Genomic DNA, 21,573 nt, shown 5'->3' with positions numbered 1-21,573 from the left:
ATGTTGAATGTCACGTGGGACCACATCCATCTCCGCAGCCCGGACCCGGAAGCCACCGCCAGCTGGCTTCACGACATTCTCGGCGGCGAGATCATCCGCAATCCCGGCCGCATCGACGTCAGGCTCGGCGGTGCCAGCGTGTTCATCGCCAAGGTCGAGCCGGGCGACGGCGTCAACGCGCCGCCTACGACGCCGCACCAGGGCCTCGATCATTTCGGCCTCACCGTGAAGGACATCGACGCCGCGGCCGCCGAGCTCAAGGCCAAAGGCGTCACCTTCACGACCGAGCCGACCACGATCCGCCCCGGTGTTCGCATCTGCTTCATCCGCGGGCCGCAGGGCATTTCCATCGAGCTCCTGGAGCGCGACAAGAAATACGTCTGACCGCCGTCCCGCACGGCTACGTCATGCTGCCCGGCATGAAGCAGCGAATCTGGAGGCCCTGATAGCCGCGCATCGGCCATACCATGGTGCGGCCGACACGGTTGGGCTCGGTGATGACCGCGTCGTCGGGAACATCGAGCCATTCCCCCTCGATACGGACGCGGTAGTGACCGCCCCTGCTCTCCCAGTCGACATCGCTGACGGCGCTGCCGTCGGCGTCAGAGCAGCATGGGCCCTTGCCGCTGCGCAGACCGTCGAACCATGCCTTGATCTCCGGCGACGAGTTCGCATACTGGCCGCGATCACGCGCCAGTGACGGTGGCGCGGCGAGTGCGATCAACAGCGCCGCACTGCTGACTTGGACAGGCGGCTTCCATCGCGCGACCGCCTGCCGCCTCGAACCCGTGTTGCTGATGTCGGCACGATCAGCGCGATGCGGCCCATGGCCGCGGGACCCGATCCATCTGCTCATTTCCATCTGGCTCCTGCACCACCCCAGGGTGCGCGGGATGGAAATGCATCAACCGGGCCAGATTTCGATTCGATCTCGGCTTCGTGAGAGTCAATCCGGGGGTTTACGCAGATCTCCCTACTCGGCCGCCTGCTCGAGAGGTGCGACCCGCGGCAGAATGATCTGGATGCGCGTGCCCGCGCCAGGCTCGGAGTCCAGATCGAGCCGGCCGCCGAGCCGGCTGGTCACGATGCTGTAGACGATGTGAAGGCCCAGGCCGGTGCCGCCCTGGTCGCGGCGCGTCGTGAAGAAAGGATCGAAGGCGCGGCGGCGGACGTCGAGCGACATGCCGCAGCCATTGTCGGAAAAGACGATCTCGACATTGTCGCGGCCGGACTCCCGCGCCCTGATTTCGATCACACCGCTCCTGCCGTCCGGAAACGCGTGCGCGACCGCATTGAGGAACAGATTGGTCAGGACCTGCCCGTAAGGCCCGGGGTAGCTGTTCATCACCAGATCGGGCTGGCAATCCACGTTCACCGTCAGGTTCTGTCTGCGCACACCCGGGCGCAGGCTCATCACCACCTGCTCGGTGAGATCGGCGAGATCGAAGGTGCGCTGATCGGAGTAGTTGCGGTCCGCTGCGACCTGCTTGAACGACTGGATCAGTTCGGCCGCGCGATTGAGGTTGGCGACGAGCTGCCCCGCGGCGCTGCGGCTCATCTCGATGAACTCGTTGAGGCTCGACCGCCGCAGCTCACCCCGCGTGACCGCCTCGCTGAAGCGCTCGGTCTTGCGCTCGAGCGCGGAAGCGACCGTCAGGCTGATGCCGACGGGGTTGTTGACCTCGTGGGCAACGCCGGCGACCATCCGCCCGAGCGCCGCGAGCTTCTCGGCTTCGATCAGCGAGGCCTGGGTGTCGCGCAGGTTCCGGAGCGCCGTCTCGGCGGCCTCCTTGGCCTTGCGCATCTCCAGTTCGCTCTTCTTGCGCTCGCCGATGTCGAGCGCCACCGTGACGATCTTGTCGACCTCGCCGTCGGCGTCGAGAAGCGGCAGCTTGTTGACCAGCCATTGCCGCATGACGTTGCATGAATCGAGGTATTCCTCCTCGTAGAACCCGAGGCCGGCCTTCGTCGCCAGCACGCGCTTGTCGTTCGAGTCCGTCTTGTTCGCGCCGTAGCGCGACATCAGCTCGCCCGTGGTGCGGCCGAGCGCATCCTCGGGCTCGACGTTGAAGATGCCGGCCATGTAGCGGTTCATCAGGACATAGCGCAGCTCGCGATCCTTGACGTTGATCACCGCCGGCACCGTGTCGATGACCTGCTGCAGCAATCGCCGGCCTTCAGCGATCGCGTCCTCGGCGCGCTTCTGATCCGTGATGTCGCGGACCACGCCTTCGTAGCGAACCACCTCGCCGTTCTCATCCCGCACCACCGTGCCGCTGTCGGAAAGCCAGCGGATCTCGCCGGTGCGCCGCCGCACCTGGTATTCGAACTCGCGCACCATGCCGTCGCGCCGCATCAGCCGCTGATAGCGTTCGCGCGCCAGGGGATGGACATAGATCGTATCCGCGATGTCGTTCACGCTCTGGATCAGCTCGCTCGCGGATTCGTAGCCCATGATGCGCGCGAGCGCCGGATTGGCATTGAGCACGAGACCACTCGGTGTGGTCACATAGATGCCGTCGATCGAAGCTTCGAACAGCTTGCGATAGCTCTCCTCGGCCAGCCGCTGCTCGGCCAGCGCGCGGACCGCCGCCTCACGCGCCGCGTCGGCATCCTGCAAAGTCTGCCGGAAGACTTCCGCCGCCCGCGCGATGTCGCCGATCTCGTTCTGAACGTCGGTCTGCGGGATCGACGCCGCCTTTTCGCCCGCCGCCAGCGCCCTGATCGAGCGCGCGATCGAGGCCAGCGGCCGCACGGTGCGCCGGACCACGAAGGACGCAGCGAAGATGCCGATCAGAACGCCCGCCGTGCCGAAGATGATGCTTTGCCATTTCGTCTCCGCCAAGGTGCGGGCGAAGTCGCGCGACAGCACCTTGCCCTGGCTTGCGCTCAGGGCGCGCAGCAACTCGGTGACCCGGCCGATCAGCCGCCCCTCGATGCCCAGCACCTCCTTGTCGAGGCGCGCGATCTCGTCCTCGGTGCCGGCAATGGCGATGATCGCCTCGGCATAGCGGTCGGCGGCCGCACGAAGCGCGCTGTCCTCGATCGGCATTGCGCGCATGCTGCGGGCGGCCTGCTCGGCGCCGGCCGGGTCGCGCGCCAGCAGCGCCGCGCCGACCTGATTCTGCACCTGGAACAAGGCCCGCGCCGTGGCGCGATCAGTCAGGCCGGCGATGGCGTCCTCGAAGCTCTCGCGCGCCGTCGGCAAACCCGACAGCAGCTCGGCACGCCGCGCGATCAGCGCGCTGATGCGGTCGATGCCTTCGCGGTAATTGGCGAGCCGCTGGGCAACGCCGTCGATGGTCGCCTGCTGCTCCGGTGCGAGCTGCAGGCGCGTCTTCTTCAGGAGCGCGCTGAGCTCGGTCGCCGCCTCCATGGCACGGTCGGAGCGCGAGCCGGGATCGGTGACGAAATCGCGCGCCGCGAGCCGCAGCTCGTTCATGCGCTGGTCGATCTCCTCGGCGAGATCGCCGACGCCCTGCAGCCGCTGCAACTCGGCAAAGGTCGAATCGATATGCCGAATGGCGATCACGCTCGCCATGCTGGTCGCGGTGATGACGGCAAGCAGCAGCAAAAAGCTGCCAAAGATCATCCGCCCGATCGTCATCGATCGGAGGCTGCTGCAGGCCGTGTCGAGGTCCGGTAATCTACTCATGGGATCCGATGGTCGGAACCGCACTATATACGAGCCGCCGGGCGGCCAAATGAACATATAGAGAACAATTTTCGTCCGCGCATCATCCGCCGGACGAAAAATAGCCTGTGCGGTTAACCGGCCGCACCGAACTCGAACACCTCCCCATCATAGCCCGCCTCGCGCGGAATGCGCAGCTGGCGACCGCCCTCGGCGGTCTTGGTCATGACCGGCATCACGGTGACGATGTCCATGTCCCGCGCCGCCGCCAGGGCGTCGGCCACCGCGGGCTGCTTGCCGAGCCGGATCAGGTTGCGCGTGGTCGGGAACGGCAGCTTGAACCGGCCGTCCTCGCCGCCGGCCAGCGCCTCGCGCGGCGAGACCCAGACGGAATCGGTCGATTCTCGGCCGTCATGGGCGCCGAGTTGGTCCGGCGGCGCCGCCGCCAGAAAGAACCAGGTGTCGAAGCGCTTCGGCATGCCCTCGGGCGTGATCCAATGGGCGTAGGGAACGAGCGCATCGAGCGCCAGCACCAGACCGTGAGCCTCCAGAACCTGGAGAAAGCTGATCTTGCCCTCGCACAGCGCCAGACGATGCGCCGCCTCGATGTCGCGAGCGGCAGCGGCCTCGATCAGCGCGTCCGATCGGCGCAGCCGCGCCAGCAGGATGCCGCTCTCCTCGAAGGTCTCGCGCACCCCGGCGATGCGGAAGCCGAGCGCCTCGGCTTCAAGACCCTCGTCGCCGGCATAGAGCTCCGGCCTGCCGGCGATCTCCTGATCGCCTCTGTCGACGCTACCGCCGGGAAACACCAGGGCGCCCGAGTTGAACTCGATCTGATGGTGACGCACCATCATGAACACCTCGATCTCGCGTGCGACTGCGCTGTCGCGCAGCAGCAGCACGGTCGAGGCGGGACGGACGGCGGCAGCGTCAGCCATGGTCACTCCGCGGCGGTGGCACGAGGTTGCAGATTGGCACGCGCGTCGTAACGCGCCACGCGCGACAAGAGATAGTCGACCTCGGCCCTGGCCGCGGCCGTGATCGCGGAGGCCGGCCTGCGCTGCGCGCTGGAGGCGATCGCGCCGCGCTTCTGCAGCACGTATTTGCGCACGGCCAGCCCTGCCCCCGGCTGCTGCTCGTAGCGCACCAGCGGCAGATGCGCGTCGAACAGGTCATGCGCGGCGTCGCGCTTGCCCGCCTGCGACAGCTTGACCACGTCGACCAGCATTTCAGGGAAGGCGTAGCCGGTCATGGCACCGTCGGCGCCGCGCTCCATCTCGAAGTCGAGGAACAGGCCGCCATTGCCGCACAGTATCGACAGCGGCCGCAGCGAGCCGTCCTTCTGGAACGCGCGCAGCGTCGAGATCTTCTCCAGGCCCGGCCAGTCCTCGTGCTTGAGCATCACGCAGGAGGGGCTGTCCATGACGATCTTGCGGATGACGGCCGGCGTGAACTGGACGCTCAGCGTCAGCGGATAGTCCTGCAGCACCCACGGAACGTCCTCGCCGATGGCCTCCTGGGCCTGCTTGAAATAGCTCGTGATCTGATCATCGGTGCGCAGGCTCGGCGGCGGCGCGATCATCACGCCGGCAGCGCCCGCATCCATCGAGGCGCGCGCCAGCGCGCGCATGGTGGCAAAACCCGGCGCGGAGACACCGACGATGATCTGCAGGTTCTTGGCCCGCTTGGCAAAGCGCACTGCAACCTGCTCGGATTCAGCGGCGTCCAGTTTCGGCGCCTCGCCCATGATGCCCAACACGGTGATGCCGTCGCAGCCGGCCTCGGCATAGAAATCGACCAACCGGTCGATCGAGGCCTCGTCGATGCGACCGTCATCATGGAACGGCGTCGGCGCGATCGCGAAGGTGCCTTTGGCGGCGGCGGTGAGCTTCATCTCGTCTGGTCTCCAATCTCTCTGGCGTCATTCCGGACGCGCCAAGCGCAGGCCCAGAATGACGACCTGAATACATCAAAACCGCCGTGCGGACTTGGCTATATCGGCCTCCGAAAAGAATATCTCCTCTGCATGGGCGGCGATGTCCTCCGCTTTCCACGCCGACGACGGCGGTTTCCAGCCGTCCATTTCCATCATACGCAACTCGCGCACGCCGCGCGGACCCGACACGCCGAGCACCTTGCCGGTCTGATCCCCCGAGAGTCTGCTGACCATGTAGAGCACGGCTGGCGCGATGCCCTCGGGCGTCAGCGCCGCGCCCGGGTTTTCCTTGTAGCGCGGCAGGTCCGCGGTCATGCGGGTCAGTGCGCCCGGCGCCAAGGTCCACACCCGGATGTTGTACTTGCGTCCCTCGATCGCCAGCACGTTCGACAGGCCCCAGATACCGCCCTTCGCGGCGCCGTAATTGGACTGGCCGAAATTGCCGATCAGGCCCGAGGTCGAGGAGGTGTTGACGATGACGCCGCCGCCATTGTCGCGCATCCAACGGAACACGGGAAGCGTGCAGCAGAACGTGCCCTTGAGGTGCACCTGGACCACCTTGTCCCAGTCGGCCTCGCTCGACTTGGCGAAGGTCTGGTCGCGCAGGATGCCGGCATTGTTGACCAGGATGTCGGCGCAACCGAAATGGCGGATGGCATCGTCGAACACCGACTGGCCGCCGGCCATGGTCGAGACGTCGGCGCCGTTGGCGACGGCGCGGCCGCCTTCAGCGGTGATGGCCGCCACCACCTGCTCGGCCATCGACAGGTCCGAGCCGGAGCCGTCGCGCGGGCCACCGAGGTCGTTCACGACCACCGCCGCGCCTTCGCGTGCGAATAGTTTTGCATAGGCCTCACCGAGACCGCCACCTGCGCCGGTGATCAGCGCCACCTTGCCGTCGAGCAGTCCCATGGGTGTCTCCTCCTGCGCCGTGTCTTTTGTTGCCCGTCATGGCCGGGCTTGACGGCAACTAACAGACGTGCCTCACATAGCAATAATCAACCCAGCACGGTCTTGCCGTTCTTGATCACGGTGACGTTGCGCGCGGTGACGCGCGCTTCGAATGAGATCACGTCGCCGTCCTTCCACAGATCGACCGTCACGGTCTCGCCGGGAAACACCGGCGAGGAGAATCGCGCGGCGTGCTGGCGGAAGGCTGACGCATCGTAGTCGGCGTAGGTCTGCAGCACGGCGCGGCAGGTCAGGCCGTAGGTGCACATGCCGTGCAGAATCGGCCGCGGGAAGCCCGCGCGGCGCGCGAATTCGGGATCCGAGTGCAGCGGATTGCGGTCGCCGCAGAGGCGGTAGATCAGCGCCTGGTCCGGCCGCGTCGGGATCTCGACGCTGCGGTCGGGTGCACGCGACGGCACCGGATGCGGGTCGGGGATGCCGCCCGAGGGACCGCCGAAGCCGCCATCACCGCGGGCGAAGCGCGAGGCCACCAGGGTCGCCAGCGGAGCGCCGCCCTCGTCGCGCAAGATCGTCTGATGGCGGATGACCGCGCCCTTGTCCTTGCCCTTGTCGGACACCGCGAGCACGGAGGAGTCGGCCGTGATCTTCGCCGCCACCGCCAGCGGCTTGTGAAAGGTGATGTCGCGCTCGCCGTCGACGACCAGCACGCGGTTCAGCTTCATGTCGCCGGGGCCCGCGCCCCAGGCGGCGACGGAGGCAAAGGTCGGCACCACCTTCAGTGGACGCGGCTCGGCCGTAGCCTCGTTGACGAAGGCAAGCTCCTTCTCATCCATCGGATCGGCCCCCATGCCGATGCCGTAGGCGTAGAGCATCACCTCGCGATCGGTGTAGGCGTAGTTCTGCGCGATCGCCTTCATCGCCATCAGCTCATCGTAGTTGATCGGCATGTTGCCTCCCCAAACCTCGTTCTTTGTAGGGTGGGAAAAGCGAAGCGTGCCCACCGCCTTTCTTGGTAGAACGGTGGGCACGGCGCTCTGCACCTTTGCCCACCCTACGCACTCGTCGTGGAGCACACCGCTCGTTCCGCATCCGTCATTGCGAGCGGAGCGAAGCAATCCAGAGCTGCGCAAGGACTCTGGATTGCTTCGTCGCTTCGCTCCTCGCAATGACGCGTGGATGCATCTTTGCTCCCTCTCCTAAACCGGCGTGAAGAACGGCAGCGGGGCGCCGTCGGTCGGCTTGAACACCACCTTCACCTTCTGGCCGATCTTCAACACGTCGAAATCGCAATCGACGAAATTGGTCTGCAGCGACGGGCCCTCCTTCAAGGTGACGTAGCCGATCGCGTAAGGGCCGGTCGGCGACTTCCGCATGATCGAGAACGTGTAGATTTCCCCCTCGCCCGCGCTCTGCTCCCACACCGTCTGGTCCGAGAAGCAGAACGGGCAGATCGAGCGCGGAAAATAATGCGCCTCGCCACAGGCCGTGCAGCGCTTGATCATGAACTTGCCCTCGGCCGCGGCATCCCAGAACGCCTTGGTCTCGGGATTGGTGATGGGGGCCGGCAGTTTCTTCGCTTCGGACATCAGACGCGCTCCAGAATGCAGGTCGAGGCGGCGTGGCGCACGCCGAGCAGGCCACCGGTGCCATGGGCGATGGCGAGATCGCAGTTTTGCACCTGCACCTTGGGATGGGCTTCGCCGCGCAGCTGGCGCACGGCCTCGATCACCTTGGTCATGCCGCCGCGGTTGACGGGATGGTTGCTGCAGAGGCCGCCGCCATCGGTGTTGAACGGCAGCTTGCCGACACCGGAGATGAGATTGCCGTCGGCGACGAACTTGCCGCCCTCACCCTTCTTGCAGAAGCCGAGATCCTCGAGCTGCATCAGCACGGTGATGGTGAAGCTGTCATAGATCGAGGCGTATTTGATGTCCTTGGGGGTCACACCCGCTTCCTCGAAGGCGCGCGGGCCGGACCACACACCGGCGGAATAGGTGAGATCGAGGTTCTTGCCGCCGCGCGGCCCCTTCATCGCCTCGCCATGGCCGATGAGACGCACCAGCGGCTTCTTCAGACTCCTGGCGATCTCCGGCGTGGTCACGATCAGCGCGCCGCCGCCGTCGGTGACGACGCAGCAATCCATGCGGTGCAGCGGATCGGAGATCATCGGCGAGTTGATCACGTCCTCGACCGTGACGACCTCCTTCAGCATCGCATGCGGATTGTACTGCGCGTGATGCGAGGCCGCGACCTTGATCCAGGCGAGCTGCTCCGACGTGGTGCCGTAATCGTGCATGTGGCGCATCGCGCACATGCCATAGGCGTTGTGGGTGGTGGCGCCATAGGCCATCTCGAAATCGGCCTCGGCGCCAGCGGCACGCGGCGGCATCGGCCCGGTGCGCGGCTTGCCGGCCAAGGTGATCAGCGCGATCGAGCATTTACCGGCGGCGATGGCCTCGGCGGCATGGCCAACATGGATGAGATAGGAGCAGCCGCCGGTCTCGGTGGAGTCGATGTGCCGGACCTTCAGCCCGAGATAGTCGACCATCGGCCACGCGCCGCCCGGCGCGTCGCCGGCGCAGAAATAGCCGTCGACATCCTTCGCGCTGAGACCCGCATCCTCGAGCGCGCCCTTGGCGACCTCGGCATGCAGCTGCGCGGTGGATTTGTCGGGTGCATGCCGGGTCGGATGCTCATAGATCCCGGCAATGTAGGCCTTGCCCTTGATGGTCAACTCCGTCTCCGCTTCCTGTCGTTTCGTCCCAGGTGGTTGGAGATTTTTTGGACCGTTGGATAGAGCTTGGCAAGCGTGGAAAATATTCCGCGGGGTGGAGATGGTCGCACCCAAGCGACATATTTCGATGCTGCACGCGACAGCGCCCACGCTGTCATCCTCCGGCTGACCGGACGTCCCGTCGTCCAGGGATCGCAATGATTGGATCGAGACGCCGCGGCGTACTGGATCGCCCGGTTCAAGCCGGGCGATGACAGCGGAGTGCGTGGTGGGATTCTCGCACAAGCCACACCATCGCAATCCCGCGACAGACACTGCCCGGGTCATGCTCATCTCGTTCACCCTCGTCAAGTCGGAGGGCGCAGGGAAGGCCAGGCGTCGGCTGACGCCTGCGGCCCGCCTGCGAAAAAAATGCAGGCGGCAGGTACCACAGGTGCAGCCGAGAACACCCGGCCTTCCCTGCGCGATGGTCTTCACGCTTATACGCAGTCTGCCTGGTGCGCCGGGCTTGTTGGCCACCATTGCCCGCGCGGCGCGCAAGCGCCGTCGCGAACGTAGCACCAGCGTCGGGGTGCCAGCACGCTGCGACTTCGCGTCCGCGGCCTCGCCGTTCGTCCGCGCATCCAGGGACACGCTGCGGCAAAACCACGGCCATCGCTCCCCGCCCCGCGTGTCGTGACGATCGCGCGCTACGCCCCTCCGTACCGAGGCGGGATACGCACAATAGAGCATGATTTCTGATATTCGTAAAGAGAAATCTTTGGGCTGGAATAGTGCTTGCTGAACCGCTCCAACGAAGCAGCCGAGATATTCCAAACCGCTTTGCGGTCGCTACCGCACGACAACAAGGGCGGCGCCGGAGAATAGCGTTTCAGAGATCAGCGGCAACACGGCTCGAGCTGCACGACTGCTGCCTACAGGTTGTTCGCCCCCGACGGCCCATGCTATCAACACCGTCAAGCGCCGATTTGACCATCAGCTTGCGGGCGCGTCTCAAAATGCAGCTAAAGCGAACGGGTCCCGCATGGAAAATCCCTGCCGGCCGTTCTCTGAACGGAGGCTCCCATGCGGTTTGCGGCCATTGCCGACATTCACGGAAATTCCGACGCGCTGGCCGCGGTCCTGAAGGACATTGCGGCGCTCGGCATCGATGAGGTCGTCAATCTCGGTGATCATCTCAGCGGCCCGCTCGAACCGGTTCGAACGGCGGAGATGCTGATGGCACGCGACTTTCCGTCGATCCGGGGCGATCAGGACCGGCACATGATCGATCTCTATCGTGCGGGAGACACGGGGCGCAGCGACGTCCGCGCCCTCGATCAGGTGCATGTCGGCTGGTTGGCGGCGCAGCCGGCGACGCTGATCTATCACGACGACGTCTTCCTGTGCCATGCCGCGCCGGACGACGACGCCGTGTTCTGGCTCGATGAGGTCACCGCCTATGGCACGCTGCGTCAGAGCCCCCTTGCGCGTATCGAAGCACGGGCCGCCGGCATCGATGCCTCGCTGATCCTGTGCGGACACAGCCACATTCCGCGCATTGTCCGGCTCAGCGATGGCCGGCTCGTCGTCAATCCCGGCAGCGTCGGGCTACCCGGCTATCGCGGCCGCCCTCCGCACGGCTACCACGTCGAGACCGGGACGCCCGATGCCTGCTATGCGATCGCGGAGCAACGGCTTGGACGGTGGTCGCTGACAATCCGCTATGTGCCGTACGATCCCGCGCGGATGGCGGCACTCGCACGACGCAAGGGCATGCACGACTGGGCGAATGCCATCGCGACCGGCTGGGTCGGGTGACGGCCGTCGCCGGCCCTCATCGCAGGGCGTGTCGGCGCCGGCGCGATTGAGCCGGCCGGGGGTCAGACAACAAGCAGCACACCGGACAGCAGCAGAATGCTCAGGATGAGCCTCCTGAACAAGGTGTCGTTGACCCTGCGGAAGGCGAAGATGCCGAGCGCCGTGCCGGCGAGCAGAGCCGGAATGCTCAGCGCGAGATCGACGATCACCCTCGACGACAGGTCCTGCCGGGCCAGCATCATCCCCAGCGAGGCGATCTGCATCACGGCAATGAAGGGCTGCACTAGGCCGCGCTGGTCGGTTTTCGGCAGGCCGTGCATCTCGCACCAGATGGTCGGCAGTGCTCCGGGCATCGCGGTCAGGCCACCGATCAGACCGCCGCCGAATCCGACGATCGCCGTGCGATGTCTGCTCATGCGTCGAACGCTGCCGAGGCCGGGCTTGAACAGCATGGTGGCGGCGTAGATCGCAATCGTCGCTCCGAACACCTGCTGAAACAGCCGGGCGTCCGCGTTGTGCAGCAGCCAGAGCGCCAAGGGCACGCCGAGCAGCCCGCCCAGGATCAGGACCAGGCTGTCCTTCCACCGGATGCTGTTGCGCAACGCCCACAGATTCGTCGCCTGCACGCCGACGCTGCACGCCATCATCAGCGGCACCGCCTCCAGCGGTTGCAGACCATGCAGCAGGATCGCGCCGGCCACGGCCGAGAAGGCAAATCCGGCCAATCCGGAAACGAAGGCGCCAGAGAACACGGCGGCGCTGAGCAACAAGAAAGAGGCGAGCCCGGGCATGAATATCTCCGGCTGATGAGGGTTGAAATGAGCGAGCTTCAATCGTGGGATGGGAGCGTCGAAACCGGCTGCGCCTGCGTGCCGTCCCGCATGGCAGCACCTCGCAGGATCGCACCGGCGACAACGTGCAGGAGCAGAAAGATGGCGAGGACGCTCGCCGCCAGCGCCGCCTGCGGCGTGATCGACAGCTTGCGCCGCGGCGGGGTCTCGTTGGCCTGCATCTCCGTCACCTCCAGCTACTGCTGTCAGGCTGGTAGCACCGCGACGTCCCCTGGCCGTCCCTTGTGCCGTGATCCCGGAGCTCGTCACGAAGGCGTGTTCGGCGGCGGAGTCTTGTTTGCTCGCCGTGCGGCTGCTGTCGCGCACGACGCGATCGGTCGCTCCCACCGAGGCCGGCGAGCGTCTGCTGCACCGGATCGGGCCGCGGTCCGAGAAGATCGAAAGCGAGCTCGTCGGGCAGACCACACCCGCCTTCGCGGTTCTGTGCGAGGCGCTACGCCATCGCGCCTGACCGGCGAAGGATTCCGCTTGACTAATCCATAACCAACCGGTTATGCGTCAATCCATAACCAATGAGTTATGGATCGAATGCCGCGCTCTCCCGACATGCTGTTCCGAACGCTTGCCGACCCGACGCGGCGCGCCATCTTCGAAGGCCTGTGCCGGCATGGCGAGCAGACCGTCGGGGCGCTGACGGCCAAGGCCGGCGTATCGCAGCCGGCGGTGTCGAAGCATCTCGGCCTGCTCAAGCAGGCGGGCCTGGTGCGGGAGCGTCACGAAGGCCGCCAGACGCATTACCGCGCGCAACCCAAGGCGCTGGCGCCGCTGCTCGACTGGACGAGCCGGATGGCTGCGTTCTGGGAGAGCCGGTTCGACCAGCTCGACACTCTGCTCAACAGGATGGATCAATGAGCTCACCCGCGCCAGAAACCCGCACCGTCGTCGTCGAGCGCGAATTCGCGCATCCGCCCGAAAAACTCTGGCGCGCGCTGACGCAGCCGCATCTGATCGCGGAGTGGCTGATGACCAACGACTTTGCGCCGTCGGTCGATCATCGCTTCAAGCTGAAGGCCGACTGGGGCGTCGTCGACTGCCAGGTCGTGACCATCGAGCCGCACAAGACGTTGTCCTACACCTGGGCGGCGGCCGGCCTCGACAGCGTCGTGACCTGGACGCTGACGCCGACCGCCTTGGGCACGCACCTGCGCATGGAGCAGACCGGCTTCGCAGCCGACCAGACCCGCGCCTATCAGGGCGCACGCTACGGCTGGCCGAAATTCTTCGATGCGCTCGAACAGAGCGTCGCGCGCCTCGGCTGAGGCGTGCGCATCACGACGTCATCAGGGGAGAAGCACTTGAACTGGAACAACACCGTCCGGCAGGTCCATCGCTGGGTATCGATCGCCTTCACGGTCGCCGTCATCATCAACATCGCCGCGATGACGCAGACGCAAGCCCCGCTGTGGGTCGGCCTGCTGGCGCTGATTCCGCTCATCGTGCTGCTCGGCACGGGGCTGTATCTGTTCGCGCTGCCCTACGTCGCGACGAAGTTGACCGCCTCGCGGGTGGAGCGCTGAACGGGCAATCGCGCCCAGCGGCGTTTTCCGGGAGGGAGTCAAGCCTCTTGGCGATCCGGCAGGTCGAGCGTGCGTCAGCGAAGACGATCGCTGGCCGCCTCCAAGGACCGTCTTGCGTTCGCGGCCGAACCGCGCCCTACTGGCGCGTCTTCCGCCAACGAGGCTATTCTGACGTGAACGCTCTTACGCTCTTCAGCTTCGCCATCGTCGCCTTCATCGGGATCGCGACCCCCGGTCCGACGGTGCTGCTGGCCCTCACCAACGGCTCGCGTGTCGGTGTACGCCGCGCCTGGGCCGGCATCGCCGGCGCGGTGGCTTCGGACTTCATCCTCATCGGCGCCGTCGCGGTCGGTCTGGGCGCGCTGCTGGCCGCTTCAGAATTCTGGTTCTCGGTCGTGAAGTGGATCGGCGTGGCCTACCTCGCCTATCTCGGGCTGATGCTGCTGCGGTCCAGCGGGTCGATCGACCTTGCGGCGTCCGCAGACGGCAAGGACGGGTCACGACAGCCGCACGCGCTGTTTCTGAAAAGCTTCCTCGTCGCGATCACCAATCCAAAGGGCTATCTGTTCTTCTCGGCATTCCTGCCGCAGTTCGTGGTGCCGTCCGCGCCGCAGCTGCCGCAATATCTCACGCTGGCCCTCACCTTCGCGATGCTCGATGTCCTGATCATGCTCGCCTACGCGAGCGCGGGCTCGCAAGCGATGCGTTTCCTCAAGCGCTCCGGTGCCCTCTGGCTCGATCGCATCTGCGGCGGCGCGCTGCTGAGCCTTGCCGGCGCCCTTGCGCTTTACCGGCGAGCCGGCCCCTGACCCGGCCGCGCGTCGCGGTCGTCCACCTACTCCGCCGCCTGCCGCACGTGGCGCTCGGTCACCGTGCGCATCGTCACCAGCCCCTCCGCGGCCGAGGGATGCCTGGCGCCAACCTCAATCGCACGAGCTTATACGTCCGTCGCGGGAAGAGAAAAGCACGGCATCACGAAGGCCGGTCTCGTGAAGCCCAGCCGGCGGTTCAAGGCCGCAGCAACCAGCAGAATGCCTCGCGCAGGATCTCGGTGCCGTCAGTCCGGTGCCAGGCGCCATGGGCGATCACGATCCGCTCGGGGTGCCACCCAAGCATGGTCTCCACGGCCGCCCGCAACTCGCGTCGGTGCCGCCAGGTAAATGTCAGCCGGAGTTCGCGCGGCAGGCCGCCATGCGGCGGACCGACGCCCCCGATCCAACTCAGGTAGCGCGCCAAGCCGGCACCGATCTTGGCCGGCTCGAAATTCTCCATCAGATCGGTCAGGATCAGCGTGCGCGAAGGGCGATGGAAGAACACGACCTCCGTCATATAGCTGCCGAGGACGGGCAAGGTCGCGATCTCATCATCCCAGGGATAGCCACCGCTGCGATCCAGTGGCCTGCCCTGGAATTCGATGCGGCCCTTCGCCTGCGCGCGAATGCCCGGCGCAAGATAGATCGCCGCGTCGGGAAAGGCCGCCTGCCAGTCGGGGATCCACCAATAGTGGATGCGATTCGGACCGATGATGTGGCGCGCCCGGCCTTCCCGGTCGATCTCGGCCCGCAGCGCCGGCGTCAACGGCGTGGGCGAGTGGATGAACAGATCGCCGGAGGCGCAGCGCACCACGGTCATGCGGGTGGGAAACGGAAATTTCAGCCCGGGAATGCCGAAGCGGATCACGGGCCCGTCGACGATCCAGACGTTCTCGGCAACGGGCTTCAGGGTGTTGAGCGGCGGATAGGTCGCAAGGCAATCATCTTGGGACATGCTGGTCGCTCTCCAACCGCTGAACGGTTCCAACGACAGCACGCCCGATCGGCCACGGTGTGGACCGTCGTCTGACCGTGAGCACCGGCCCACGCAGTCGCTACGGACGCCGGCCGCGCACGAGCCCCAAAAGCAGTTGGCGCCCTACTCCGCCGCCTGCCGCACGTGGCGCTCGGTCACCGTGCGCATCGTCACCAGCTCCTCGGCGGCGGAGGGATGCAGCGCGATGGTGGCGTCGAAATCGGCCTTGGTCGCCTTCATCTTGATGGCGATCGCCACGGCCTGGGTGATTTCGGCGGCCATGTCGCCAACGATGTGGCAGCCGAGCACGCGATCGCTGGCGCCATCGACGACGAGCTTCATCAGCACCCGGGTGTCGCGGCCGGACATCGTTGCCTTGATCGGGCGGAAATTCGTCTTGTAGATGTCGACGCGGTCGTACAGCTCGCGCGCCTGCGTCTCGGTGAGACCGACCGTGCCCACTTCAGGCTGGCAGAACACGGCCGTCGGAATGTCCGCGTGGTCGACGCGCACGGTCTTGCCGCCGAACACGGTGTCGGCAAAAGCGTGGCCCTCGCGGATCGCGACCGGCGTCAGGTTGAAGCGATGGGTGACGTCGCCGATCGCGTAGATGCTCGGCACCGAGCTCTGCGAGAACGCGTCCACCGCGATGCCGCCGTTCCTTGGATTGATTGCGACCCCGGCCTTCTCGAGGCCGAGATTGGCCACCGCCGGATGGCGGCCGATCGCGAACATCACCTTGTCGGAGGCGATGCTGGAGCCGTTCGACAGATGCGTGGTGTAGTCCTGGCCGTGCCTGTCGACGCTGGTGACCGTGCAGCCGGTCAGGATGGTGATGCCTTCCTTCTCCATCTCGGAGCGGACATGTTTGCGGACGTCCTCGTCGAAACCGCGCAGGATGTTGTCGCCGCGATAGACGACGGTCACGTCGGAGCCGAAATTGGCGAAGATGCAGGCGAATTCGAGCGCGATGTAGCCGCCGCCCTGGATCACGATGCGGCGCGGCAGCTCGTCGAGATGAAACGCCTCGTTGGAGGAGATGACGTGCTCGATGCCGGGAATCGGCGTGCCGTGGTTGGGCGCGCCGCCGGTCGCGATGAGAATGTATTTGGCGCGGACGGTCTCGCCGGTCATCAGCCGCACGGTGTGGGCGTCCTCGAGCACCGCGCGGGTCTTGACGATCCTGGCGCCAGACTTCTCGACGTTGCTGGTGTAGGCCGCCTCGAGCCGGGCGATCTCCTTGTCCTTGTTCCTGATCAGCGTCGGCCAGTCGAAGGTCGCGGTCGGGATGGTCCAGCCGAAGCCGGCGGCATCGGCGATCTCCTGGCGGACATGCGAGCCGATCACGAACAGCTTCTTAGGGACACAGCCGCGGATCACGCAGGTGCCGCCCATGCGGTATTCCTCGGCGACCATCACGCGGGCGCCATAGCCGCTGGCGATGCGGGCGGCGCGCACGCCGCCCGAGCCGCCACCGATCACGAACAGGTCGACGTCGAATTCAGCCATCTCTCCCCCGACCTGGCCTTTCGGCCGCAAGCCTCAGATCGGCTTGTTGCGTTTGCGCATCTCGGCGCGGAACTGCGCGGTGACGGTGTCGGAAAACTCCGCCGCCCACAGGTTCATCGCCTGCATGCTCATCTGGATCGCCTTCGGCTCGGCCGCAAGCAGCTTCTGGCCGATGGCAGACTTGTAGAAGGCGACGAGGTTGGCGATCTCCTGGTCGGAGAACTCGTTGCAGTAGATCTGCGCCATCTTCTCGCCGATCTCCTTCTCCTTGCCGGCGTAGGTCTGCGCGACCACCACGGCGACCTCGTCGAGGTCCTTCTGGTAGTTGAGATTGGACTGCAGCAGCGCCTGCTTGGTCTGCTGCACGATGCCGGGGACGGCATTGGCGTACATCGCAGCCGCGTTCTTCATCCCCAGAATCTCGCGCGCGCCGGCCATGCAGGCGGGCGAGGCCGGCTTCAGCGCAGGCGCCTGGCCCTGCGCCGCAACCGGGCTTGCCGAGGCCAAGGCCAGCACGATTCCGGCGGCCGGCAAGATTCTGAACACGCTCTTCATTCCAAGTCTCCTGTGAGTTGCCGCCATGAGCGCAGCCTCGTGCCGCGCTCAGGGCCGCTGGATAACGCGAATTCCCTGTGCGCCTGCCAGGATCGCCGTGCTGCCGAGGCCGATGAACAGCCCATGCTCGACCACGCCCGGAATTGCGCTCAAAAGACCCGCCAGGCGCGGGGGATCCATGATCTCCCCAAGGCGGACGTCGATAATCCAGTGGCCGCCATCGGTGACGAAAACGTGGCCGTCTGCGGACTTGCGCAGGCTCATGGGCCCGGACACGCCGGCCGTGGCGAAGGCGTCACTCATCTCGCGCTGGGTCGCGGCGAGGCCGAACGGAACCACCTCGACCGGCAGCGGATAGCGGCCGAGCTGCGCCACCCATTTGCTGTCGTCGGCGATCACGATCATGCGATCCGAGGCGCTGGCGACGATCTTCTCGCGCAGCAGCGCGCCGCCGCCGCCCTTGATCAGGTCGAGCGCCGGATTGATCTCGTCGGCGCCGTCGATGGTGATGTCGAGCCGGTCGATCTCATCGAGCGTGGTCAGCGGCACGCCGCACGCTTGCGCCTGCGCCCTTGTCGCCTCCGAGGTCGGCACGCCCACGATCTTGAGGCCGGCGCGCACCTTTTCTCCGAGCAGATCGACGAAATGCTTGGCAGTCGATCCGGTGCCGAGACCGAGCTTCATGCCGCTCTCGACCTCCTCCAGCGCACGCGCCGCCGCCTGCCGCTTCAATGCATCCATGTCGACCAAGGAACCCGCCCTTCGCACCCAGGGCCCCCACGGGCGGGGGCCGAAAGCCGGCGCATATCTAGCGATGTTTTGACGCGGGGCCTAGCTCTCGCCGGCCACGAAATCGGACAAAAAGCCATTGCGGGCCTCTTGCAAGGACGTAAGCCGGCCGCTAGCGGATACCGATGCCCATCTCCAGCACCATCGTCTTCGATCTCGACGGCACCCTGGTCGACACGGCGCCGGATCTCATCAGCGCACTCAACCATGTCCTGCAGCGCGAGGGTCTGCGGCCGGTGCCGCTGGCCTCGGCCCGCAAGATGATCGGCCACGGCGCCCGCAAGCTGATCGAGCGCGGTCTGGAGGCAGAGGGTCGCTTCGCCAGCACCGATGACGTCGGCCGCCTCACCACCGATTTCATCGATTTCTACGCTGAGAACATCGCCATCGAATCGCGCCCCTTCGAGGGGCTGGAGGCGGCGCTCGACGAGCTCGCCGGCCGCGGCTGCCAGTTCGCGGTGTGCACCAACAAGCTGGAATGGCTGTCGAGGCGGCTGCTCGACCAGCTCGGCCTGTCCTCCCGCTTCGCCGCGATCTGCGGTGCCGACACGTTCGGGGTCGCCAAGCCGGATCCGGCGATCCTGCGCCAGACCATCGCGCAGGCCGGCGGCGAGGTCGGGGCCGCGATCATGGTCGGCGATGCCGGCACCGACGTCGGCGCCGCCCGCCGCGCCGGCGTGCCGGTGATCGGCTGCACCTTCGGCTATACCGACGTACCGATCGCGGAGCTCAATCCGGACCACCTGATCGACCACATGCGCGAGCTGCCGGCCGCCGTCGCGGCCCTCAGCCCATCGCTCAGGATCGCGTGAGTCAACTTGCGATTCCACTGCCGCATCGCACCCTAACCCACTGCCCTGTCGACCTGAATCCGCACCTTGCGGTGCGTTAACGTTCTGTTGAGAATAGGGTTGACCGCAGTTGCGCCGCTGTTCTGACGCTCCTATGGTCGCCCTGGGATTGCGGCCGATGGCCGCAGGGTTGTGGGGCGGACATCATGATGCGGCGTGTCATCGCAATTGCGGTTGCGGGAGCCGGCTTGGCCGGTTGCTCGTCCTTCTCCATGGACAGCTTCAAGATGGCAGCGCCCGAGGTTCCGGTGCAGCTCGACTCCGTGCCGCCGGGCGCCGACGCCAAGACCTCGCTCGGACCGGGCTGCAAGACGCCGTGCACCGTCTCGGTGCCGGCGCCCGATGCGGGCTTCAGCGTCACCTTCACGATGGACAAGTACCAGCCCGCGACCATCCCGGTGCAGGTGATCCGCAACTCCGGCGATTTCAACACCTCGCCGCCGGTGGTGATGGACCCGAGCCCGGTCGTCGCCGAGCTGCAGCCGATGCCCGGCGCGCCGCCGAAGGCCGTCAAGCGCATGCGGCCGAAGAAGCCGAAGCCGCAGAAGTCCGCCGCTGCACCGGCGGCCACCGGGTCCGCCTTCCCCGCCCCCGCGCCGGGACGCCAATAGCGGACCGTCGTCCCGCGCGTCCGCTTGCCAAGGCGAAGCTGCATTGCAGCATCGACGGATCCACGTCGATGATTGTGGGGCGCGGCGATCATGATTAGATTGTCGTGAGACCGACATCCGGCCGCGCTTGCGCGGCCGCCGCGTGGCATCGCCGCCACCTGGGCCGCCACCAGCCAAGGCTTTCCATGACCGCAGAGACGTTGAGTGACACCGCCCTGACGCGCCCGATGACCGACCCGTTCGGTCGCCGCATCAGCTATCTGCGCGTCTCGGTGACCGACCGCTGCGACTTGCGCTGCTTCTACTGCATGTCCGAGGACATGACCTTCCTGCCGAAGGCCGACCTGCTGACGCTCGAAGAGCTCGACCGGCTGTGCTCGGCGTTCATCCACAAGGGCGTCAAGAAGCTCAGGCTCACCGGCGGTGAGCCGCTGGTCCGGCGCAACGTGATGGGCCTGGTCCGCTCGCTGTCGCGACATCTGAAGAGCGGCGCGCTCAACGAGCTGACGATGACGACCAACGCGACGCAGCTCGCCAAATATGCCGCCGAGCTCGCCGATTGCGGCGTCCGTCGCATCAACGTCTCGCTCGACACGCTCGACCCGGACAAGTTCCGCGCCATCACCCGCTGGGGCGATCTCGAGCGCGTGCTGGCCGGCATCGAGGCGGCGCGCGCCGCAGGTCTCGCCGTGAAGATCAACGCCGTCGCGCTGAAGAACATGAACGAGGACGAGATCCCCTCGCTGATCGACTGGGCGCACGGCAAGGGCATGGCGTTGACCTTGATCGAGGTGATGCCGATGGGCGAGATCGGCGAGGGCCGCATCGACCAGTATCTGCCGTTGTCGCTGCTGCGCGCGCGTCTGGCGCAGACCTACACCATGACCGACCTCGACGAGACCACCGGCGGCCCGGCCCGCTACGTCCGCGTCGCCGAGACCGGCGGCACGATCGGCTTCATCACGCCGATGACGCATAATTTCTGCGAGAGCTGCAATCGCGTCCGCGTCACCTGCACCGGCACCCTGCACACCTGCCTCGGCCACGAGGACGCCTCCGACCTGCGCAAGCCGCTGCGTGCCTCGGCCAGCGACGAGGATCTCAGCGCCGCGATCGACCGCGCCATCGGCCTCAAGCCGAAGGGCCACGACTTCATCATCGACCGCCGCCACAACCGTCCGAGCGTCAGCCGGCACATGAGCGTGACGGGCGGGTAGTCGGAGTCCATAACCATCGGGCCCTGCGATCAATCGCAATCGGAGCCGGCCTGTTGGCCGGCCATTCAGCCGACGATCACGCATACCGTATGAGCGGATCGGCCCGAGGCGCAGTCACGACGCGGAGACTGATCATTTATCGGCTTGCGGCACGTCCCCATGCGGCATAGCTTTCAGCTGCAGATCGCGCATTCGAAAGCAATTTGTCGGTTCGGCCTAGCGGGAGACAGCGATGGCAGACCCAGTCGCATGGCACCTGTCCGGTGACTATTTCGAGAATTGCAGCTGTAGCCTGCTGTGTCCGTGCCTCATGTCGGCCGCCCCTCCCCTGACCGCGCAACCGACCGAGGGGTTCTGCAACGTACCATTGCTGTTCCACATCGAAACCGGCCGCTATGGCGATGTCGCGCTCGATGGCCTCAACGCGGCGGTGATGCTGCATGCGCCCGGCGTGATGGCGGATGGAGACTGGTCGATCGCCGCCTATGTCGATCAGCGCGCCGACGATCCGCAGACTGAGGCGATGGCCGCGATCTTCACCGGGGCTGCCGGCGGCCCGATGGCTGCGTTCACGCCGCTGATCAGCACCAATCTCGGCGTGCGCAAGGTCGCCATCAACTTCCGGATCGACGGCAAGACGCGATCCGCCGACATCACCGACATTCTGCACATGTCCGTCGAGCCGCTGCCGACCATGCACCCGAGCGGAGAGATGTGGGTAAACATCGGCCATCCCGTCAGCCCGGACAGGATGGCGCTCGCCGTCGGCGCGGCGGGCAACACCTACAACGATCACGGCATGCGTTGGGACAATTCCGGCAAGAACGGCCTGTACGCGTCGATCAGTTGGTCCAACCAGGCCTAATTCC

At 66.2% G+C, this 21,573-nt stretch carries 24 protein-coding genes and 1 pseudogene; 11 read left to right on the top strand and 14 right to left on the bottom strand.

Translation table 11 applies throughout. From position 1 onward, the window contains the following. Window positions 1-384, top strand: a complete 384-nt coding sequence (locus tag QX041_RS08885) for a VOC family protein (RefSeq protein WP_316165033.1) — start codon at window positions 1-3, stop codon at window positions 382-384. A 16-nt stretch (window positions 385-400) separates the two neighbouring features. Here the strand turns inward: QX041_RS08885 and QX041_RS08880 are convergent, their stop codons facing one another. From QX041_RS08880 to QX041_RS08845, 8 genes are all read right to left on the bottom strand, one after another. After that, the gene (locus QX041_RS08880; RefSeq protein WP_410051861.1) at window positions 401-856 is read right to left on the bottom strand and encodes a hypothetical protein; all 456 of its coding nucleotides are present in this window, start codon (window positions 854-856) and stop codon (window positions 401-403) included. 117 nt (window positions 857-973) lie between these two features. Beyond that, window positions 974-3,655 carry a PAS domain S-box protein gene (locus QX041_RS08875; protein WP_316165437.1) on the bottom strand — a complete coding sequence of 894 codons (2,682 nt, stop codon included), beginning with the start codon at window positions 3,653-3,655 and terminating at the stop codon, window positions 974-976. A gap of 113 nt (window positions 3,656-3,768) precedes the next feature. Then, a complete protein-coding gene (locus tag QX041_RS08870; RefSeq protein WP_316165031.1) occupies window positions 3,769-4,572 on the bottom strand; it encodes an NUDIX hydrolase in 804 nt (267 codons plus the stop codon). A gap of 2 nt (window positions 4,573-4,574) precedes the next feature. Next, window positions 4,575-5,528: a dihydrodipicolinate synthase family protein gene (locus QX041_RS08865; RefSeq protein ID WP_315827824.1), complete on the bottom strand. Its 954-nt coding sequence runs from the start codon at window positions 5,526-5,528 to the stop codon at window positions 4,575-4,577. A 75-nt stretch (window positions 5,529-5,603) separates the two neighbouring features. After that, window positions 5,604-6,482, bottom strand: coding sequence for an SDR family oxidoreductase (locus QX041_RS08860; RefSeq protein WP_316165029.1), 879 nt, complete (start codon window positions 6,480-6,482; stop codon window positions 5,604-5,606). Between the two features lie 86 nt (window positions 6,483-6,568). Then, window positions 6,569-7,429 (bottom strand): MaoC family dehydratase, encoded by an 861-nt coding sequence (locus QX041_RS08855; RefSeq protein ID WP_316165028.1) that lies wholly within the window; start codon window positions 7,427-7,429, stop codon window positions 6,569-6,571. Between the two features lie 249 nt (window positions 7,430-7,678). Beyond that, entirely contained in the window at window positions 7,679-8,068 is a 390-nt protein-coding gene (locus QX041_RS08850) for a Zn-ribbon domain-containing OB-fold protein (RefSeq protein WP_316165026.1), read from the bottom strand. Further along, complete coding sequence (locus tag QX041_RS08845) at window positions 8,068-9,216, bottom strand: thiolase domain-containing protein (protein WP_316165024.1); 1,149 nt, start codon at window positions 9,214-9,216, stop codon at window positions 8,068-8,070. The genes QX041_RS08850 and QX041_RS08845 overlap by 1 nt, the downstream gene beginning before the upstream one ends. A gap of 1,065 nt (window positions 9,217-10,281) precedes the next feature. On the opposite strand from QX041_RS08845, the gene QX041_RS08840 reads away from it, so the two are divergent. After that, window positions 10,282-11,016, top strand: coding sequence for a metallophosphoesterase family protein (locus QX041_RS08840; protein ID WP_316165023.1), 735 nt, complete (start codon window positions 10,282-10,284; stop codon window positions 11,014-11,016). Between the two features lie 62 nt (window positions 11,017-11,078). Here the strand turns inward: QX041_RS08840 and QX041_RS08835 are convergent, their stop codons facing one another. Together QX041_RS08835 and QX041_RS08830 are read right to left on the bottom strand one after the other, a co-directional pair. Next, window positions 11,079-11,807: a sulfite exporter TauE/SafE family protein gene (locus QX041_RS08835; protein ID WP_315752581.1), complete on the bottom strand. Its 729-nt coding sequence runs from the start codon at window positions 11,805-11,807 to the stop codon at window positions 11,079-11,081. Between the two features lie 38 nt (window positions 11,808-11,845). Next, window positions 11,846-12,028, bottom strand: a complete 183-nt coding sequence (locus QX041_RS08830) for a hypothetical protein (protein ID WP_316165022.1) — start codon at window positions 12,026-12,028, stop codon at window positions 11,846-11,848. 119 nt (window positions 12,029-12,147) lie between these two features. Here QX041_RS08830 and QX041_RS08825 point away from each other — a divergent pair. The 5 genes and pseudogenes from QX041_RS08825 to QX041_RS08805 all read left to right on the top strand — a co-directional run. After that, window positions 12,148-12,261 (top strand): annotated as a pseudogene (locus QX041_RS08825) (LysR family transcriptional regulator); the annotation flags it as partial. A gap of 134 nt (window positions 12,262-12,395) precedes the next feature. Then, entirely contained in the window at window positions 12,396-12,719 is a 324-nt protein-coding gene (locus QX041_RS08820) for a metalloregulator ArsR/SmtB family transcription factor (protein WP_315717658.1), read from the top strand. Beyond that, on the top strand, window positions 12,716-13,126 hold the full coding sequence (locus tag QX041_RS08815) for an SRPBCC domain-containing protein (protein ID WP_315717657.1): 411 nt from the start codon (window positions 12,716-12,718) through the stop codon (window positions 13,124-13,126). The genes QX041_RS08820 and QX041_RS08815 overlap by 4 nt, the downstream gene beginning before the upstream one ends. Window positions 13,127-13,162: 36 nt before the next feature. Beyond that, window positions 13,163-13,384, top strand: coding sequence for a hypothetical protein (locus tag QX041_RS08810; RefSeq protein WP_315717656.1), 222 nt, complete (start codon window positions 13,163-13,165; stop codon window positions 13,382-13,384). A 173-nt stretch (window positions 13,385-13,557) separates the two neighbouring features. Then, on the top strand, window positions 13,558-14,193 hold the full coding sequence (locus QX041_RS08805) for a LysE family translocator (protein ID WP_315739638.1): 636 nt from the start codon (window positions 13,558-13,560) through the stop codon (window positions 14,191-14,193). Between the two features lie 199 nt (window positions 14,194-14,392). Here QX041_RS08805 and QX041_RS08800 read toward each other — a convergent pair whose 3' ends face one another. From QX041_RS08800 to rpiA, 4 genes are all read right to left on the bottom strand, one after another. Beyond that, window positions 14,393-15,151, bottom strand: coding sequence for a DUF4336 domain-containing protein (locus tag QX041_RS08800; protein WP_316165021.1), 759 nt, complete (start codon window positions 15,149-15,151; stop codon window positions 14,393-14,395). Window positions 15,152-15,295: 144 nt separating this feature from the next. After that, window positions 15,296-16,681, bottom strand: a complete 1,386-nt coding sequence (gene gorA, locus QX041_RS08795) for a glutathione-disulfide reductase (protein ID WP_315752577.1) — start codon at window positions 16,679-16,681, stop codon at window positions 15,296-15,298. Window positions 16,682-16,714: 33 nt separating this feature from the next. Next, window positions 16,715-17,236: a DUF2059 domain-containing protein gene (locus QX041_RS08790; RefSeq protein WP_315717652.1), complete on the bottom strand. Its 522-nt coding sequence runs from the start codon at window positions 17,234-17,236 to the stop codon at window positions 16,715-16,717. Window positions 17,237-17,284: 48 nt separating this feature from the next. Further along, a complete protein-coding gene (gene rpiA / locus QX041_RS08785) occupies window positions 17,285-17,977 on the bottom strand; it encodes a ribose-5-phosphate isomerase RpiA (RefSeq protein ID WP_315752604.1) in 693 nt (230 codons plus the stop codon). A 173-nt stretch (window positions 17,978-18,150) separates the two neighbouring features. On the opposite strand from rpiA, the gene QX041_RS08780 reads away from it, so the two are divergent. The 4 genes from QX041_RS08780 (at window position 18,151) to QX041_RS08765 (ending at window position 21,569) form a co-directional block, all read left to right on the top strand. Further along, complete coding sequence (locus QX041_RS08780; RefSeq protein WP_316165019.1) at window positions 18,151-18,837, top strand: HAD family hydrolase; 687 nt, start codon at window positions 18,151-18,153, stop codon at window positions 18,835-18,837. A gap of 266 nt (window positions 18,838-19,103) precedes the next feature. Next, on the top strand, window positions 19,104-19,487 hold the full coding sequence (locus QX041_RS08775; protein ID WP_316165017.1) for a hypothetical protein: 384 nt from the start codon (window positions 19,104-19,106) through the stop codon (window positions 19,485-19,487). Window positions 19,488-19,672: 185 nt separating this feature from the next. Beyond that, window positions 19,673-20,704, top strand: a complete 1,032-nt coding sequence (moaA, locus tag QX041_RS08770) for a GTP 3',8-cyclase MoaA (protein WP_316165015.1) — start codon at window positions 19,673-19,675, stop codon at window positions 20,702-20,704. Between the two features lie 232 nt (window positions 20,705-20,936). Then, window positions 20,937-21,569 (top strand): DUF1326 domain-containing protein, encoded by a 633-nt coding sequence (locus QX041_RS08765; protein WP_316165013.1) that lies wholly within the window; start codon window positions 20,937-20,939, stop codon window positions 21,567-21,569. The last annotated feature ends 4 nt before the right edge of the window (window positions 21,570-21,573 follow it).

Source organism: Bradyrhizobium sp. SZCCHNRI2009 (assembly GCF_032485115.1).
GTDB lineage: Bacteria > Pseudomonadota > Alphaproteobacteria > Rhizobiales > Xanthobacteraceae > Bradyrhizobium.
This window is presented reverse-complemented; position numbering and strand designations above follow the sequence as displayed.